Origin of the sequence: Streptomyces sp. NBC_01304, from assembly GCF_035975855.1 — a bacterium.
Taxonomy (GTDB): Bacteria; Actinomycetota; Actinomycetes; order Streptomycetales; family Streptomycetaceae; genus Streptomyces.
In genome coordinates this window covers 7,562,272-7,579,530 of sequence record NZ_CP109055.1, presented here as the reverse complement: position 1 = coordinate 7,579,530, position 17,259 = coordinate 7,562,272, and the positions used below count along the sequence as shown (strand labels likewise).

Annotated in this window: 14 protein-coding genes; 5 read left to right on the top strand and 9 right to left on the bottom strand. The window is 66.9% G+C overall.

Translation table 11 applies throughout. From position 1 onward, the window contains the following. The first annotated feature begins 197 nt into the window (after positions 1-197). From OG430_RS33620 to OG430_RS33600, 5 genes are all read left to right on the top strand, one after another. The gene (locus tag OG430_RS33620) at positions 198-620 is read left to right on the top strand and encodes a hypothetical protein (RefSeq protein ID WP_327356411.1); all 423 of its coding nucleotides are present in this window, start codon (positions 198-200) and stop codon (positions 618-620) included. Positions 621-751: 131 nt separating this feature from the next. After that, positions 752-1,417 (top strand): ParB/RepB/Spo0J family partition protein, encoded by a 666-nt coding sequence (locus OG430_RS33615; protein WP_327356410.1) that lies wholly within the window; start codon positions 752-754, stop codon positions 1,415-1,417. Then, a complete protein-coding gene (locus tag OG430_RS33610; protein WP_327356409.1) occupies positions 1,414-2,853 on the top strand; it encodes a methyltransferase domain-containing protein in 1,440 nt (479 codons plus the stop codon). The genes OG430_RS33615 and OG430_RS33610 overlap by 4 nt, the downstream gene beginning before the upstream one ends. A gap of 3 nt (positions 2,854-2,856) precedes the next feature. Next, positions 2,857-3,384 (top strand): hypothetical protein, encoded by a 528-nt coding sequence (locus tag OG430_RS33605; RefSeq protein WP_327356408.1) that lies wholly within the window; start codon positions 2,857-2,859, stop codon positions 3,382-3,384. 101 nt (positions 3,385-3,485) lie between these two features. Beyond that, positions 3,486-3,797, top strand: a complete 312-nt coding sequence (locus OG430_RS33600) for a hypothetical protein (RefSeq protein WP_327356407.1) — start codon at positions 3,486-3,488, stop codon at positions 3,795-3,797. Between the two features lie 326 nt (positions 3,798-4,123). On the opposite strand, the gene OG430_RS33595 is transcribed toward OG430_RS33600, so the two are convergent. From OG430_RS33595 to OG430_RS33555, 9 genes are all read right to left on the bottom strand, one after another. Beyond that, positions 4,124-4,861 carry a hypothetical protein gene (locus tag OG430_RS33595; RefSeq protein WP_327356406.1) on the bottom strand — a complete coding sequence of 246 codons (738 nt, stop codon included), beginning with the start codon at positions 4,859-4,861 and terminating at the stop codon, positions 4,124-4,126. A 10-nt stretch (positions 4,862-4,871) separates the two neighbouring features. Then, positions 4,872-6,290 carry a DUF6177 family protein gene (locus OG430_RS33590; protein ID WP_327356405.1) on the bottom strand — a complete coding sequence of 473 codons (1,419 nt, stop codon included), beginning with the start codon at positions 6,288-6,290 and terminating at the stop codon, positions 4,872-4,874. After that, a complete protein-coding gene (eccCa, locus tag OG430_RS33585) occupies positions 6,287-10,297 on the bottom strand; it encodes a type VII secretion protein EccCa (protein ID WP_327356404.1) in 4,011 nt (1,336 codons plus the stop codon). Before eccCa ends, OG430_RS33590 begins: the two co-directional genes overlap by 4 nt. Then, positions 10,294-11,556, bottom strand: a complete 1,263-nt coding sequence (locus OG430_RS33580; protein ID WP_327356403.1) for a hypothetical protein — start codon at positions 11,554-11,556, stop codon at positions 10,294-10,296. The genes eccCa and OG430_RS33580 overlap by 4 nt, the downstream gene beginning before the upstream one ends. Before the next feature lie 45 nt (positions 11,557-11,601). Further along, on the bottom strand, positions 11,602-12,966 hold the full coding sequence (gene eccD, locus OG430_RS33575; protein WP_327359328.1) for a type VII secretion integral membrane protein EccD: 1,365 nt from the start codon (positions 12,964-12,966) through the stop codon (positions 11,602-11,604). A 22-nt stretch (positions 12,967-12,988) separates the two neighbouring features. Next, positions 12,989-13,204: a hypothetical protein gene (locus tag OG430_RS33570; RefSeq protein WP_442816749.1), complete on the bottom strand. Its 216-nt coding sequence runs from the start codon at positions 13,202-13,204 to the stop codon at positions 12,989-12,991. A 91-nt stretch (positions 13,205-13,295) separates the two neighbouring features. Then, the gene (locus OG430_RS33565) at positions 13,296-14,159 is read right to left on the bottom strand and encodes an immunity 49 family protein (protein ID WP_327356401.1); all 864 of its coding nucleotides are present in this window, start codon (positions 14,157-14,159) and stop codon (positions 13,296-13,298) included. Then, a complete protein-coding gene (locus OG430_RS33560; RefSeq protein ID WP_327356400.1) occupies positions 14,160-16,754 on the bottom strand; it encodes a hypothetical protein in 2,595 nt (864 codons plus the stop codon). Between the two features lie 32 nt (positions 16,755-16,786). After that, positions 16,787-17,245, bottom strand: coding sequence for a DUF6507 family protein (locus OG430_RS33555; protein ID WP_327356399.1), 459 nt, complete (start codon positions 17,243-17,245; stop codon positions 16,787-16,789). Between the last annotated feature and the right edge of the window lie 14 nt (positions 17,246-17,259).

Sequence of the window (17,259 nt, the reverse complement as noted above, 5' to 3'; positions counted from 1 at the left end):
TCAGATTCTTGACGCGGCCACCGTGTGGGTGCGCCGGTCGGCGCACCCACACGGTGTCATGAGATTTCAGCTTGTCGGCCGGGGCACTGCACGCGGGGCGCAGGCGGCTGCCTGGCCAACATACTGAGTAGTTCGTCGATCCGCTGCGGCACCACACCTGCTTTCACCTGCAGTATTTAGTGAGGTATACCGGGAGCATGACGCACGAACTCGTAGCAGTGTGCGATCACTGCCTGGGCCTCGTTCAGGACGGTGACGGCGTGCTGGAGGTTGATACCGACGCGGCAGACCGGGCGCTACGCGCCTGGAGAGAATCCGGCAGCGCGGACTACGCCGTATTCCACGCCTCAGCCGGAACCCGGCCAGTGCAGTGGGCGGTCCGTCATCACACGTGCGGCACCGCCCCCGCGTTTGCCTGCGAGCTTGCGGTCGAACGCGTCCGTTCCTGGGTCGCGCTGTTGGACTGGAGCGTCCATCTGAGCAGCAAGCACTGGCTGGCCGGGACAGACTGGTTCGATGTGATCGACAGAGCTCTGCATCCTCAGCGGGCTGCTGTCAGCGGCATCCTGCCTGAGAGTCCGAGGGACACCCGCCGCGGATCCGTAGGCGACCTCACTTGAACGGCAGCCGGAGCGGAAGCTCGATCCCCCTTCCGTCTGCTCGCGTGAGGCCGGCAGGGGCCTCACGTCGTGCGCGCCCCGGGGGCCACCTGATCACTTAGGCTCGATCATGGGCGTGGGGCTGGAGCTTCATGTCCACACCCACTCGCATACCGGCCTCGCTCGCAGAGCTCGCAGTTCGTGTCGACGAGCTGAATCCGTATCACCGCAATCCACGTACGGGCGACCTCGACTCGATCACTGAGTCTCTGTCCGCCCACGGCCAGTATCGGCCGATCGTCGTCAACCGAGGGTCGCTGACTGGGCGTCCGAACGAGATCCTCGCCGGCAACCACACCTTCAAGGCCGCGAAGCATCTCGGCTGGAGCGACATCGCGGTCACCTGGCTCGACGTGGACGACGACGCCGCGGTGAAGATCGTCATCGTCGACAACCGCACCAGCGATCTCGCCGGGTACGACAGCGTTCTCCTGGCGGACATCCTCACCGAACTCCCGGACCTTCAGGGCACTGGCTACGACCAGGACCACCTCGACCGGCTCCTTGACGAGACCGCGCTGCCCGCGCCAATCGAATTGCCGTCTGACGGTGCCGACACGGGCGCAGCCGCCACGGTGGACTACCTGCAGTGGGGATACATGCAGTGGTCCTCCACGCGCGTGCGGATCACGCAGGCCGAGGTTGAGCTCCTGGACGCGCTCTACAAGCGGTTCGTCGACGACCACGACTCCGACATGGGATTCGGCTGGCACGTCCTCAACGACGAGCACCGCGCCGAAGAGGGAGCGGTCGCGTGAACCCTCTCGACGTACGGTTTGAGCCCGCCTATCCGCTGGAGAAGTTGCGGCCGGCGGACTACAACCCTCGGCGCCTGTCCGAGGAGTCGTTCGTGCGGCTGCAGGAGTCCCTGCGCCGTCACGGTGTCGTGAAGCCGGTGATCCTCAATGCGGACGGGACTCTGGTCGCGGGCCACCAGAGGACAAAGGGCTTGAAGGCGATCGGTGAGACCACGACGCCGGCGATGGTCCTGCCGCAGAAGGTTCGCCTGCAGGACGAGATCAAGTTCAACCTCCTGCACAACCGGGTCGAGACCGAATCTTCGGTTGTGTACGCGGAGCCAGGTCCGATAGGCCAGTGGTGCTGGATTCCATGGCAGACCATCGAAGTTGAGGAGTCGAAGAACCTGCCGTTCCAACAGGCGATCGGCTTCATGACCGCCGCCCACGGGCCGTGGGGGTCGGTGGTCATCGACGACCAGGGCCGCATCGTTCTGAACGCCGAGTACGCGGCCGTCGCGAAGGCCCAACGCTTCGACATCCTCGCCTGGACCTGCGCGTCCTTCGACGCCGGCCAGCTCGTTGAGGACCTCACCGGCGAGTACGGCGTCTACGACTGGACCGGCCTCGAAGAGCAGGCCCCTGTATGGAACCAGCACATCGTGCAGCCCAACCGGCTGCGCGAGCACTCCTCCAAGGCGAAGGCAGACAAGGTCCGCTACAAGTCCGAGGTGTGGGAGCGCCTCGTCCTGCCATGGCTGACCACCTCTGACCGAGTGGTGGACTTCGGTGCCGGGCACGGCGACTACGCCCGACACCTACGTAGCAAGGGCTACAAGATCCACGACTACGAGCCCTACCGAACCCTGAAGGGCAAGTACGCCGTCGACATCCGCACGATCGTCGGCCAGATCCGCAGCATCGAACGCGAGTTGAAGGAGAATGGCCTCTACGAGGTAGTGGTCCTCGACTCCGTCATCAACGCCACCACCAGCCTCGACTACCAGCACTGGGTCCTCACCACAGTCAACGCACTCTGCGCCGCCGACGGCCAAGTCCTGATCGGAACCCGCAACCTGGAACGCGAGATGGCGTACGAGAACTCCGAGCACTCCATCAGCCGCGACTCCACCCGCCTGTCCTTCCTGGACAGCGAGAACGTCGACATGCGGTTCGTACGCGGCAAGTGGCAGCGAATCCGCTACCACACCCCCGAATCCCTACTCGGCCTACTGTCCCGGTACTTCGAGGACGTACAGATCAGCGACACCACCAGGGCCACCGTCAAGGCCGTCTGTAAGCGCCCCCGCGCCCTACGGATCGAGGAATACGAGCGAGCATTTTCCGAAGAATTCAATATGCCCTACCCGAACGAATTCCGCCACAACAAGCACGAGGGAATTTCTTCAATTCTGATAGAATTGATCAAGGATAGGAATTCCAACCTGGAGGGGTAGAGTATGAATTTGGGGGCGGACTCGGAAAGGGTCCGTGTAGAAATAGAAGCACGAGACAGCTACCGCATCATGTGGCTGGCCGGCATCCGCGAACTCGACCTCACACAGCACTGCTTGAAGACCTTCGGCGAGTGCGACAGACCGCACATCAACACTCACCAGCGGCGGCAGACCATCCACCTGCCAACCGTCAATCCGCCGGCCGCCTGGTACTTGTGTGCGCTGCCGATCCCCTGGGACTGGTCGCGCAACGCGCACCTCGCCTTCGAGTACGCAGCGGGCGAGACATGGGAGGGTGACGCGCTCGTGCCCGGCCTCGGCGTGAAGCTCCAAAACGCTCGCCCCATCCTCGGCTGGGGCGAGCAGTCCATCCCGCCTGACGCACCCCAGCGGAACTCGAAGCTGTACCGCACCTGCCGCAACTGGCAGTTCGGATGGTGGCTGCGCCTCAACCGCGCTGTCCCAAAATCACCACCACTACCAGCAGTACGCAACGACAGGAACGGGCCGGAACAGCTGACACTGCAGTGACGTCCAGCCAGACAAGGGACTCCGAGCAGCCGACGACTCCCCCGCCTACGCCCACCACGTCTACGCTGGCGGCGAGGCTCCAACCTGACAGGATGAAGAGCGTGCGTGAACTACCCAGCGAGATCGACGACGTACTTGCCGAGCATCAAAAGGTGGTGGAGACATGGGACTACAGTGCAACCCGGCAGTCCCTCGTCTTCATGTACGAGCAAGACGGTGAGCAGGTTGAACTTGCCATCTTCCAAGGGCCCCTTCCTGTCCCGCACCCTGGGCAGACCATCACCCTCCACAACACGGCGCCCCTGGTCGTGGACCGCGTTGAGACTGATTACGGCCTCGGCGACAAGGGTGACCAGCACGCAAGCGTGAACGTGTACGTGAAGCTACCGCTGAACGCCAGCAGGAAGCGGTGACACATAGGCACCCGCCCTCCCTACGCGGACGGGTGCCCACACAGCTTCGTGACCGCCAGGAGAACCTCGAAGACCACTGACGATCCCGGTCGGCAAGCTGCAGACGAACGTCAACAACGCCTTCCACACTTCCGCCTACAACGGCTCCTTGTACGAGACGTCGTGGTCATCGTGGGAGCGGTTCCGTATCGAACTGCACGTCGATCTGACGCTTCCCACAAAACGGCCCGGAGCAGCTCACTCTGAGCTGACACAGTTCAATCGGCGCGGGGCCACCGCAGATCCGGTCCCCCGCGCCGACTCCCGGAGCGTAGAGACGCCTCCCGTCAGGGCGCAGTAGCCTCAGGCGGTGCCGCTGAGACACTGCCCAGGCGTGTCGTCCGCCGCTCCGAACGCCAGCGGCGCCACGCGAGCACGAAGCCAACTCCCGCTATCAGAGCGGGAACGGCCAACTCCACTGCCAGTGAAGCCACCCAATCCGGGTTGATCTTCCAGTTCTCGCCGCTGGCGTACTGGCAGGTCGCCTGAGGTGGAAAGAAGCTGTACTCCAGCGTCCTAGGCGGATGAAATCCCCAGTCCGCTCCTGCAGAGCAGACCGACGACGGGCCTGCGAATAGCTTCCATCCGGCCCATGCGTAGAACATGAGGAACCCAGAGCCGGTCACGAAGAACGCCGCCGCCGTGCGGCGGAGTTTCTCGACCCTGGACATTGGCGCCACGAGATCGCTGCCAAGGCGCGGTTCGAAACACTCCGCGATAAGCGCGACGAACAGGCAGATAACCAGGACCATCAAGCTGCCCCAGAGCAACACGCTGAGCAGTCCTGAACCACCGATCGAGGAGACCTCTCCCCGCTCGAACTCACAGATCGTCGCTGGCGGAAACGCCTGATCCCGCACCCGCAGCAGCCGGCCCGGCCCTTCAATCAGCCCCTGGCTGCACCGCTCGTCAAACTCGATCATGCCGAACTCGGCCCACCCCGAGCCCACCACCACCGCACCGAGCGAGATCCCAGCCGCGACCCATAGGCCGCCCGTCCGATAACCGCCATGACGGGGTTCCACACGCACGCCTTCAGCTCGCCTTGAGGTGCTCTGTGAGGATCTGAAGACGGCTCCAGGCTTCGGCGTCGCTGCCGTCTCCGAGCGGGTAATGCAGCGCGGGGTACCGCTCGGAACCGAGCTGGGTGGGCGTCAGGCTCACGGGCGGGCGCATCGCCCGGTCAAGGCCGACCTCTTCGACCTGGTCGGCGCCGATCGTGAAGGCGAGTGGCAGCGGCGGGGCCTCCAGGTGGGGCGGGGTGGTGAGGTCGCGGCGAGCCTTGCGCAGGTTCGTGAGCAGGGTGATCAGTCCATGCTCGGCGGCGAGGGTGGCAGCCAGGGGCTCAAGAGCGTCCAGGGGCAGTTCTTCGTCCGGGCCGTAGCCAAGGGCGAGGGTGATTTCCTCCTCGACGCCGGCTGAGGTTCTGCGGACGGTGAGGGTGGCGAGGGCGGGGCGGTCGGGGTGGCCGACCACGGCGAGCCAGCTGGGCTCGGGGGCCCGGCCACGGGCCAGCTCAGTCAACTTACGTGTGGACCAAGGCAGGTTGATGGGCTCCGCCGTGCCCCAGCCAGCCGGAGAGGTGCCGGTGAGACCCATCCAGCAGGCTTCAAGCGATGAGCCCAGGGTGAGGTCGTCAACGGCAGCATGGCAGGTGCGCAGAGAGAGAAGAAGTTGACGCTCCCCCGTGGCGAGCGCACCAGATCCCTTGAAGGCCTCGGCGACCTGGGCCTCCCCCTCCGGCGTACGCAACGGGCTGAACTGGCCTTGCTGCCAGCGCAGTACGGCGCCGGAGAGACCGTCGTAGTAGCCGCAGGCCTCATCGCGGACGACCCAGCGGTTGGGGTACCCGCCGAGCGCCACCCGAGTGGGCAGCGTGAGGCGGGCTTCGGGTGAGGTGACGATCTGCAGGGCGAGCTCGGCGTCGGCCGCACGGCGAAGGACGTCGGTGAGGTGGGTCGTCGCCGCGATGAGCGGGCGGTCGTCGATGATGACGGCAGCCTGCTCGGTGAGCACATCCACAGACAGCTGCGCCTCATCAAGGGCCGCGGCGGCGGCGGTGGCGGTTTCCAGAGTGAGCTCGACGGCCTCGACAGTGGCGGTGCCCAGCGGCCAAGTCGTCCCACCACGAAGGGCGTTGAGGCGCCCGGCGAAGGAGGCGGCCAGGCGTGCCGCCTCGGGAATTGCGGTGGAGGCTCGGACCTCGGTCCACCACACCGGCGCATCCGGCAGAGCGGTGTCGCCGCCCAGGAGGCGGGCGGTCTCGCCGGGTACGTGGATGAGCACGGGCGCGTCGACGGCCAGCAGGGGGCGCCCGGCGGGGGTGCTCAGTTGAATGACCGCGCCATCGTGGAGGGCCTCGGCGTCGAGGTCGGGGCCTCCCGCGTACAGGCCCATGAGGATCGCCTTGGGGTCGGGCATCTTCTCGGTGAGGGCGACGATGTCCTTGGTCACGAGCGCGGTGCTTCCTGCGTGTTGGGGGCGAGGGCGGTCTGGATGAGCTGGTGGCGGCGCCCGCGGCGGATGAGGGTGCCGCGGCCGGGCGGCTGCTGGCTGGCGTACAGGCCGGGGAAGAGCTGTCCTTCGGTGCGCTCGCCGGTCATGAGCAGGGCCGTGGTGCCGGATTCCCGCAGCGTGGTCAGGAACGGCTCGTACAGGGCGCGAGACAGGCCGGCGACGCGGCGGGCGAGGACGAAGTGCAGGCCGATGTCCTGGGCCGAGGAAATGTAGGGCAAGAAGGGCTGCAGGGGCTGCTGGTTCGCGGTGGTGAGGATGTCGTAGTCGTCGATGAGGATGACGATGCGCGGCCCGGTGAAGCCGATCGACAGGTCGGTGAGAGTGTCGTGGTTGACGCTCTCGTCCGGCATGCGCTTGGCCAGTTCAGTGGTGATGCCGGTGGCCAAGGCGCCTGCGAGGTTGGTGTTGTAGGCGTAGCCGCCGCGGTAGGGCTCGGGGACCAGGCCGCGCAGTCCGCGGCGCGGGTCGAAGACACCGAAGACCAGTTCCTCGTCGCTGTAGCGGGCGGTGAGCTGTTCGACGATCAGCTTGAGCAGGTTGGTCTTGCCGCACTCACTGTCGCCGAGGACCAGCAGGTGCTGGTCGACACCTTCCAGATCCAACGTGACCGAGGCGAGGACGTCCTGGTCGACGCCAATGGGGACACGGCGTGGTTCGGCCGCGAGGCCCGGCAGCCTGTCCGCAGCCAGCTGGGTGGGCAACACCCGTACCGGGGCCGCGAGATCGCCGTGCCAGGTAGCACGCACCGAGGCCGCCGCCGCCTCCAGGACCGCGGCAAGGTCGCCGGTGCTCGTTCGGCCGTCGATGCGAGGCAAGGCGACGTGCGCGAAGAGCTTGCCGTCAGTCAGGATCCGGCCGGGCTCGTCCGCGCTGAGGGTCTCCGAGAGCTTGCGGTCGATGGAGGAGTCGCCGGAGTCGTTGAGGCGTAGTTCGACGCGGGTGCCGAACAAAGCCTGAGTCGCGATGCGTACGTCATTCCAGCGGAGCATGCCGGCCACCACGTGGATGCCGTAGCCGCCGCCACGCTTGAGGAGATCGTTGATGTCGTCCTCAAGATCGGCGAACTCATCGCGCAGGGCGCCGAACCCGTCGATCAGCAAGACCACGTCCGTGGCAGTCAGCTCGGGGAGCTTGCCCTGGGTGCGCAGGTGGCGGAGCTGCTCGGCGGAGTCGATACCGTGCGTCCGGAAGAGTTCCTCGCGCTCATTCAGCATCGTGCGGACCTCAGCGACGGTGCGGGCTGCCCGCTCGTGGTTGGCGCGCCCGGCGATGCCACCCACGTGCGGCAGATTGGCGAGCGCGGCGAGTCCGCCGCCGGCCAAGTCGAGTCCGTAGAGGGCGACCTCGCGCGGGGTGTGCGTCAGAGCCAGAGACAAGGCGAGGGTGCGCAGGGTAGTGGTCTTGCCGGACTGAGGGCCACCGATGAGCGCCACATGCCCGCCGGAGACCGTCAGGTCCAGGCTGTAGAGGCCCTGCCACTGCTTGGCCGGATCATCCAGGATCCCGAGCGGCACTTGCAGGGGGCCGGGGCGCCGAGTGAGGTGGAGCCCGCGCGGAGACACATCCAGCGGACCCGCGGCGGCGTCCAAGGAGATCGCGTCGGGCAGTGGTGGCAGCCAGATGCGGCGCACCGGGTCGGCGGCCTTGGCGAGTTGGTCGACCATGACCGACATGACGCTCGGGCCGGTCTCCCGCTCCCGCATCGCCGGCTCGTCGGTCACCGCAGCATCGGCGCTGCCGAGGGTGTTGAAGGTGGGATAGGGCCAGGCCAGCGGCTCGTCCTTGGGTTTCTCGCGCAGGGCGGGGCCGCGGTAGGCGCCGGAGACGTATCCGGCCTTGAAGCGTTCGTATGTCGAGGTGTCGACCTTCAGATAGCCGAAGCCCGGCAGCGGCGGCAGGTTGAAGGCGTCGGTGGTGTCCAGCACGGTGCGCGACTCGTCCGCGGAGAAGGTGCGCAGGCCGAGCCGGTAGGAGAGGTAGGTCTCCAGGCCCTTGAGCTTGCCGGCCTCGATGCGCTGGCTGGACAGCAGCAGGTGCACGCCGATGGAACGCCCGATCCGGCCGATGGACAGGAACAGGTCGATGAAGTCGGGCTTGGCGGTGAGCAGTTCACCGAACTCGTCGATCACCACGAACAGATGCGGCAACGGGTCCAGAGCCAGTTCGGGCTTCTGCTCGCGCAGGGCGGTGTAGTGGCCGATGTCGGCGACGTTACCCGCGTCCTTGAGGACCTGCTGGCGTCGCTTGACCTCCCCGGCGAGGCTGGTGTGGACCCGTTCGACCAGGCCGGCCTGGTTCTCCAGGTTGGTGATCATCCCGGCGACGTGCGGGAGTTGGTTGAACGGCGCGAAGGTGGCGCCGCCCTTGTAGTCGACCAGCACCAGCGCCAGGTCCTTCGGCGCGTGCGTGGCGACCAGGGCCAGGACGAGAGTGCGTAGCAGTTCGCTCTTGCCGGAGCCGGTCGCCCCGACGCACAGGCCGTGCGGGCCCATGCCGAGCTCGGAGGATTCCTTCAGGTCGAGCAGGACGGGCTGATGGCGGTCGTCGACGCCGATCGGGACACGTAGAAAATCCCGCTCACCCCGCTGAGCCCACAGGCGGGCCAGGTCGAGAGCAGCCGGATCATCGACGTGCAGCAGCCCGGGGAAGTCCACCGCCCCGGCCACCGGCGTGCCGTCCTCGACCGACTCCGCCGACAGCCGCAGCGGCGCGAGCATCCGCGCCAGCCCGTCGGCGCCTGGGACGCTCACATCATCCGCGATGCCGTACGCCGAAGCCGCACCCGCAACCGGCGCCCGCAGGCCCTCCACCTGTACCCGGTCCCCGTCCACGGTGATACGCACCGAGACCTGGTCCGGCTCATGCACCTGCTGTTCAAGCAGGTGCAGCACGGTGACACCCATGTCTGCGAGCCCAACGGCCGCATCGGGGCGGGGCAGTTCGGCCGCAGTGTGGCCGTGCTCGTCGCTGACCACGAGGAGCCGGTCGGCGAGTTTCAGAGCGTGGTGGTCGGACAGACCGCGGCGCACTTCTGCGGCGTAGGAAGCGCGGCGTCGCAGATCCGTCCGCAGCAGGTCGGCCAGCTGGCCCATGCTTGGCGCGATCCGCCGCGCCGGGGCAGGCCCGTCCATCTGGTCCGTATCCAGCACGTGCGGCAGCCACTTGGCCCACTGCCATTCGCTGATCCTGTCGCCCGCGACGCCGAGAGCGAGGGCGACATCGCCGGGAGCGTGCAGCGCGGCGGTCTGCACCACCAAGGCGCGGGCCACGCGCAGCACGGCCTCGCGGTCCTGGCCGATGATGGTGACGTTCCCCGCGCGGTCCAGCGGCACGGTCAGTGGGAAGGCGCTGGTGGAGGTGTAGCGGGCGAGCAGCGCGTGGGCTTCGTTGAGCATGAACGGATCTGGTGGCGTCATGACGCTGCCGCCGCTCTGCCCGATCGTCAGCTGCTGCACCGGGACTTGCCCGGTGCCGAGACGGACGGCGAGGAAGTCCGCGTCCAGGCGGCGCCGCTCCCAGACTCGGGCTGGGTCACGCACGATGTCGTACAGGGCAGCCGGCGCGGGATTGAGCAGCCGGGCCTCTTCGCGCCGTTCGCGTTCGGCGGTGCTGAGCTCCTCGCGTATCTCCTCGAGGTACTCCAGGTACCGCTCTCGCTGGGTGCGGCGGGTGCGCTGCGCCTTGCCGCGCTGCGACACGAACAGCGCCACCGCGCCAAGCAGCGCGAAGACCAGCACGATCGCACCGATCGCGGCGAATTGACTGTTGCGGATGACGGTCATCATCACGACCGAACCCATGATTCCGGCCATCGGCAGCAGGGCGGTCGCCGCGTTGCCGATCTTTCCCTCGGGGAGGTTCGGCGGTGACTCGATGGTGCGCGCCTGCGTGGGGGCCGGTGGCCGGGTGGAGCGGGCCGGCCGATGCATGAGCTGCTGGGTCATGGTGTCCTCACCGCGAACTGCAAGGCTTCGGCGGCCAGTTGCGCGGCGGCCTGCCGACTCGCCTGGGAAAGCATCGAGTTGATGACCGGGCCGCCCGCGCCGAGATGCCGGTCGTAAGGCACATGCACCACGGACACCCCGGTCTCCCGCAGGTATCCGATGGCGGCCTTCACATCGAGGCGGATGTGCGGGGAGCTCTCCGACAGGGCGACGACGGTGTGGGCCAGCGTCGGCTCGGGCAGACGGGCCAGCCAGTCCAGGACCTGACGAGTGCCGTTGACGCCCTCCGCGGTGACCGGGGCGACCACCACGCGGGCGTGCGCGGTGGCCATCGCGGTGCGCGCCACATCACCGGGCAGCGACTCACAGTCCACCACGGTCACCCCGAAGTAGCGGCGAAGCGCGAGGCTCACAGTGCGATACGTCGCCACATCCAGCGGCGGCCCGATCCGCCCCTGCCCGGCGGGCAGCAACCATCCGCCGTCGGTGACCGGCACCAGATAGCCAGTCACATCCGTAAGCAACATCGAAGGTTCAAGGATCCCGGCCAGGTCGGTGCACGACCAGCGCACCGTCTCCGCGCCGAGACGCACCGGCAGGGTGCCCAGCGCGGCGTCCGCCTCAAGGGCGAGGACCGGGTCGTGCCGGTAGTGGTTGTAGGTACGGGCCAACAAAGCCGAGACCGTCGTCTTACCGACACCGCCACGGATCGAGGTCACCGCGATGACCCGGCCCGTGGTCACCGGCTGCTGCACCTCCCTAGCCAGCCGGGTCTGCTCGGCCACCTCCTGAGAGGCAGAGGCAGTCAGCTGGCGCAGAGAGCGCCCGGTGCGCCGGGCAGCCGAGTCGCCACGCACCGGGCGAGACAGGGCCGCGGCCAGGCGCGGGTCGACCGTGGGCACCGACTCCGGGGTCGGCATCGGCACACGCGGATCGCGGGGTGTGGGCCTGGCGGCCGGGCGTGCGGCCGTACGCGGCTGAGGGACCGGCGTGGCGGTGCGAGGGTCGACCTGCGCTGGAGGTTGCGGCACCGGAGCCTGCGCCGGAGACGGGGTTGTCCGCTCGACCGCCCGCGGATCGGATCCAGGTGCCGGTACGGGCGCGGGTGCAGCAGGCTGAGGGGCGGCGGGCGCCACATCAGGCATGCCCGACGGCTTCCGTACGAGCTGCACGGTCTTGGTCGGTTCGACCGGCTGCTGCTCATTGCCGGCCTGCTTCAACTCGCGCAGCACGTCTCGCTGCCAGTCGCCTCCAGCCATCGCCGCATTCCCCTCCAAGCCCAGCAGGGCCGCACGCTCACCCGATCAGAAACTGTCGAGCAAACGCCCGTACACACCAAACACACCGATGACCAGCGGGAACAGAGCAATCACGCCCACCGTCTCGAGCAGATCCCCGAACCGGCGCAAACGCACCCGTACATGCTCAGCAGGCTGCACCGCCAACACCACCATCGGGACTACCACCACAGCGGCCATCACCACCAGCGGCCCCAACGCGCTGCCCGCACGTTCCAGCCACACCTTGAGAAGCTCCAGGCCAACGACGCTCGCCGCGCCCAGCAGCACCACAACCTCGGCGATCAGAGGGAAGGCCCGCGCCCGCAGCCACAGCACCACCGCGACAATCACCGCCAGGGGCACCGTCCACGCCGTCGGCGTCCGCAGCAAGAAGACTCCGGCAGCGGCCGCTGAAACGGCGGCGACGATCGTGGCAAGTACCAGCCCGCGGTGGGTGGCCGTCAGCGCACTGCCCACGTCATGCCGGCTCACTGAAGTCCCGCCCAACCGGCGGTCATCCAGCCCGGATAGTCCGGAGGCCATCAGCGCCACCCTGGGCAGCAGTCCCAGTGCAACCAGCGAAACTGCAGCGAGCACCGCGCCCACGCGGGCCTGCTCACCCGCCGCAGAAGCTCCGGCCTGCAACGCCGCGATACCGCCCCAGCAGAGACTGACCGCGGCAACCGCTCCGGCGCCGATCAGCCCACCGCGCCCAAGCGGCGAGAACCAGCCCAGCAGCAACAACGCCATCGTCACCGCGCCGCAAATCCCGGCAAGCCGTGCCATGCCAGACCATGCCTGCGCATCGGCCAGCGTCCACGCCCCCAGCACCGCTAGGACCCCGCCGGTCACGATCAAGGTGGTGGCCAGCCCACGTTGTCCGGCCCGCCCGCACAGGGCACCGCCGACCGCTGCCACGGCAGCCACCACGAGCAGAACGGGTGCAACGGTCGCCAACGCGAACTCGCCGCGCGCCAGAACACCGGCGGCCAAAGCCCACAGAAGTACCGCGGCCCCCGCGGTCACCCGACGCGCTCCCGGCCGCCACCGCCAGGCACGCAGTCCCAGGTCCTCCGCCACCTCGTCGGTGACGTCATGCACCACAGGAGCAGACGGCGCATCCTCCACTCGCACTAGCCGCAGCACCGCACCGTCGGCCACCTCGGCCGACGCCAGCGTGCTGTCGTAGCGCAGAGCAGAGCCATCCGCAGTCACCAGATGCCGCGGCACGGGACGCGCCGCAACCTCGTCGTCCAGGAGCCGCAGCACTTCCGGCAACAGCCGGCCGATGGGTTCGTCCGAGGGCAGCACTAGATCAATTCGCCGACGCTCGCCAACAAGCGTGACCCGGCTCAATCCCACCCGGTCCGCCGGCCTCACTACCCCCATACTCACCACGCGTTCGAACCTATCATCGGGGAGAAGGGGAATCAGAGGACGGAGAAGTGGGCTGCTGCACAGACGGCCCGTACGGCGACTTCCCGATCAACCGTTCAGAAATGAACGACCACCCCACACACCCCGCACACAGCACTGCGGCAATCACAATCCCGGCAAACACCTTGCCGATGCGCTCATCAACAGACCGCCGCCCCCGCTCACTCCCGAACAGAAACGCATCACGCATCCGCCGACGCCGAACCGACACCGACTCCAGCAACTGACTGTCGTACTCCTGCGCACCCACAGCTAGCGCCTGCCCGTGAGGTTCACGGGGCTCACCATGTGTCGAGTTCGCCTGCCCAGGCGAACTCCAACAGAGCCTTAGGCAGGTACTCCGACTCGACCTCAATAGGAAAGCCAGCCTCGCGGGCGAGGCAGGCCAGAGCTAGTGGGCCAAGAGCGACGAGCCCTGCGCTGCTCATCTCGCGAGCTTCGTCGCCCGTCCAGTACTCCTTGTGCCACGTGAGTGCATCGACCAGTGCCTGGTTGAACTTCACGTGGTCCTGGCGCAGGTAGCGGTGGAACAGCTCAAGCGGGGGATACAAGATCTTCAGGAGCAGTTCATTATCGGCGACGTGAGCAGCTTGAGGATCAGTACCATCGAAGGCTTCCGCGAGCTTCTCCATCACCTCGGGCTCACCAAGCCAGTACCTCTGCAGCGCATCGACCCACGCATAGATGTACTCGTCAAAGACGGCCCCGGACTCTCGCAGCAGGGAGATCGGGACCCGCGCCAACTGATTGAGACGTTCCTGTTCGCGGCAAATCAAGGCGAGGTAGAAAGAGGTAACCCAGTTCCCAGCGTCCGTATAGGACTGTGGCCTCAAAGCGGGGATGGTCCGCGCTTCACCCGCGATGCGGCACTGCACATCTTCTTCCGTGGTAGTCACCGCAGCAAACAAGGACGACCCGGTCTGCATGGCGGCAACCCAAGCCTGCCAGCTCTCAATCTTCCCGGCCAACGGATCCAGTGCGCAGTGTGACTTCGCCCGGGTCACCATGGTGCTCAGAGCTTGGCCACGGGCAACGTCCGATCGCCCTAGGCGTTCAAGGATCCAATCGACTGTCTCATCGAGCACCTCCACACCTTCGGCCGCGTCGTCCGTAGGGAAGGCGTGGCGGGGAATATTCGTGGCCACTTACTCTCCTTCAAAGAGCTTTAGGTGTTCCAGCATAGCGCCCGAATACTTACCCGTATTCTCGTTGGCTTTGATCATAACGTAATGCAACTTCTTATTCTCAATGGCTTCTAGGATCCGAAGGGCAAGTCGTGCATCCCTGGGTGAACGAGCGGCCCGGTCAAGCATTTCCGCGCAAATAGTCTCGGCGTACTCCAAAGTCCCCTGCTTGACCATCTTGCCTGACGGCACTTTCACGCCATCCTTAATGACTTGCCCCTGCCGCCAGTCTAGGTCTGCCTTGGGACCCTTCGCCTCGGCAATGACAAGCTCGTCATTCTTTAGCTCCCAGAGTTGATCGAATGCATCTGCGCCGTTAGGCGTCTTGGGGAGTTCGATCCACTTTGGATCATCGAAGTGCTGCGGCACAACATGATACCTGGCGGCATCCTCTCCGAGCCTTTCGCCCAACTTGCTGTTATTTGCCCGGCCGCCCAAAGCCTCCCGGGCTCGCTGCACGGCGTCGAGATTCTCCGCAGAAGGGTTCTTCTTGTACGCCTTTTCCGCGGCAGTCAGTTCCATTCCCTGGCGACGGATTGTTGATACATCATCGAGGTGGGTCTGCACCTGATCTGGGGCTGACTCACGCGAGTAGGGGGTCGGATTGAAACGGGTCTCTGGCACCCCATATGCCATGTCATGCTTAGCGACCCATTTTCCGCTCGCATCCTTGGTCAACTCGGTGAGGTAGTCCCCTTCGTACTTCGCATAGATGTCCCGACGCCACGCTTTAGTCTGCTGCTCATTGGTGCGGTAGTAATCCTTGAACCAGTCCGGGTTCTCATTTGCCAGCCGGACATGTTCGTCACGGATCTCCCTCAACTCTTCGACGGTGAGCTGGCGGCCCCCGTCACGGCTTGGCCCGCTGCCTGCGTCTGCCTGATCAGCAGCACCATCGCCAGCGTCGCGTGCGGCATCGTCAGCCGGCCCAGCATTGCCCAGCGCGTCATCGCCGCCGTGCCCTGGACCATCGAGGCCACCGCCTGACCCACCCGAGCGAGTCGGAATACCGTTGTCTCCGCCTTGTCCACGTCCGGCCTGCTGCCCGGAGCTGGCATCGCCCGTGCGCCCAGAGGTCAGGTCACGGGCAGCGCCCGCGCCGTCGTCAGCCCCGCGGGCAGCTCCCGGCTCGAAGCCGTCTCCGGTGTGGGCAGAGGTTTCCCCGGCGCGTGCGGTCGCGCCCACCAGGGCAGGCTCTCGCGGCTTCGCCGCTTCATCCCCGGCCGCAGCCCGCTGGTCTGCGGACCTCTCCAGCGGCGCCGGTTTTTCCGTGTAGCGCGTGCCGTCCGGGTTGAACCACTCGCCCTTGTTCGCCTTGTCGGCGTAGATGGTGTTGCCGTCGAAGTCCTCCAGCCGCTCGAACCGCTCGGGCGGGAAGGCGGCGGCCTCGGCACGGGAGGCTGGGGTGTCGGGGAGACGGTAGGCGCCCTCGCCGATCCTCAGGTATTCGCCGGTGCGCAGCATCTTCAGGTTCGCGAGGGCGTCGCCGAGCTTGACCGCGCTGAATTTCACGCCGGCTCCGGCGCCCTTGACGACGTAGGTCATCGGGTCGATGAATCTGGCTGCCTTGCCCGTGACGGAGACGACTTTGGCGAAGGTGCCCGCCTTGGCCGCGGTGCCGGCTCCGCCAGTGAAGATGGTGGTGAGGACGTTGCCGGTGGTGCCGCCCAGGGCACGGGCGTTGTCCTTGCCCCACTGGTCGTAGGAGATCATCGCTTTGCCCGCCTCTTTGAGGGCGGTGCGGCTCTCTTGGAGGTACTTGGGCATGTACTTGTCCGGCACCGCGAGTGCGTGCGGCACGGCGATGAGCATGCCAAGGCCGGTGAGGACCTTGCCGAGGTTCGACCAGGCTTGACCGGCGCTCACGTCGTCGCTCAGGCCGACGAGTGCGCCCAGGCCCTTGACGGTGCCCACGCCGAAGTCCATGACCAGGCCGTCCCAGATGAAGTGCTTGGCCTGGCGGTGGACCTCGAACCAGCGGATGGACTCCACGGTCTTGTCGCCCCAGGGCAGGCCCTCGGCGTCCTCGAGCATGTCCGCGCTGTAGCCGTACTCGTTCTCTCCCGGCTTCTTGCCCTGGCCGTCGTCTGGGACGAGACGGAAGCCGGTGTACAAGGCGTAGATCTTGTTGGAGCAGGCCCGCTCGGCATCGGTGAACGCCTCCCACACCCGCTGCATCTCGGAGCGGCGGGCGGCGTTCTCATTCGCCTTGGACTCGTCGTCCTTCCAGTGCTCGTCGCCCGCGATGCTCGTCCGGAACGCCCGCGCCTCTTCCTGGAGTTCCTCCAGCCTCTTCACCAGTGGCCGGACCTCGGCGGCGTAGGCGGCCAGGGCCGTGCCCACCGTCTCCAGCTCGGTGGCGAAGTCGTCGCCGACGGTGGCAACCGGACCGGTGGTGGCGAACAGCTGCTCCGCCTCCGGGGCGCTGTAGTAGGAGTCCAGGCCGCGGAAACTGGAGTCGATCAAGTTGCCGGCCGACCACAGTGCGCTGCCATCAAAGATCAGATCGGAGGCGTCGGTCTCCAGCTCTTCGAGATTGCCGGTGAACTCCAGCATCTCCTCCGGGCGCAGGGCCTCCCCGCTGGGGCTCACTTCGTAGCCCCCTGGCCCCCGGCAGCGGGCGGCTGATACAGGCCGGGCCCCTGCGGCATATCAGGCATGCGCGGCGCCCGCACTGCCTCGCTTTGCGCGTTGGCCGCCTGCTCCAGGTTGCCCTGGCTGTAGGCGTTGACCGCCTCAACGGCCCCCTTGTAGGAGTTCAGGGTCCTGGTCGCCATGAACTCCAGCTTCGGCCGCCGGTTCTCCATCCATCGGGACAGCGCGACGGCGATGGGCCCCATCGGTGAGCCGGGCCGGGCCTGGCCCGGGGCCACCGGACCGGTGAAGTCGAAGTGCGCGGAGCCCGGCACGACCGTCCCTGCATTGGCGGCCGCGCTGGCAAGATGCTTGAGCAGGTCCCCGGCGGCCTTCTCGAGCTGCTCGGCGCCCTGCTTAGTCACGCTCAACGAGCCCTGCACCCCGAGGGGCTGAATGTCCCAACGCGTCACGAAAATCCCCCTAC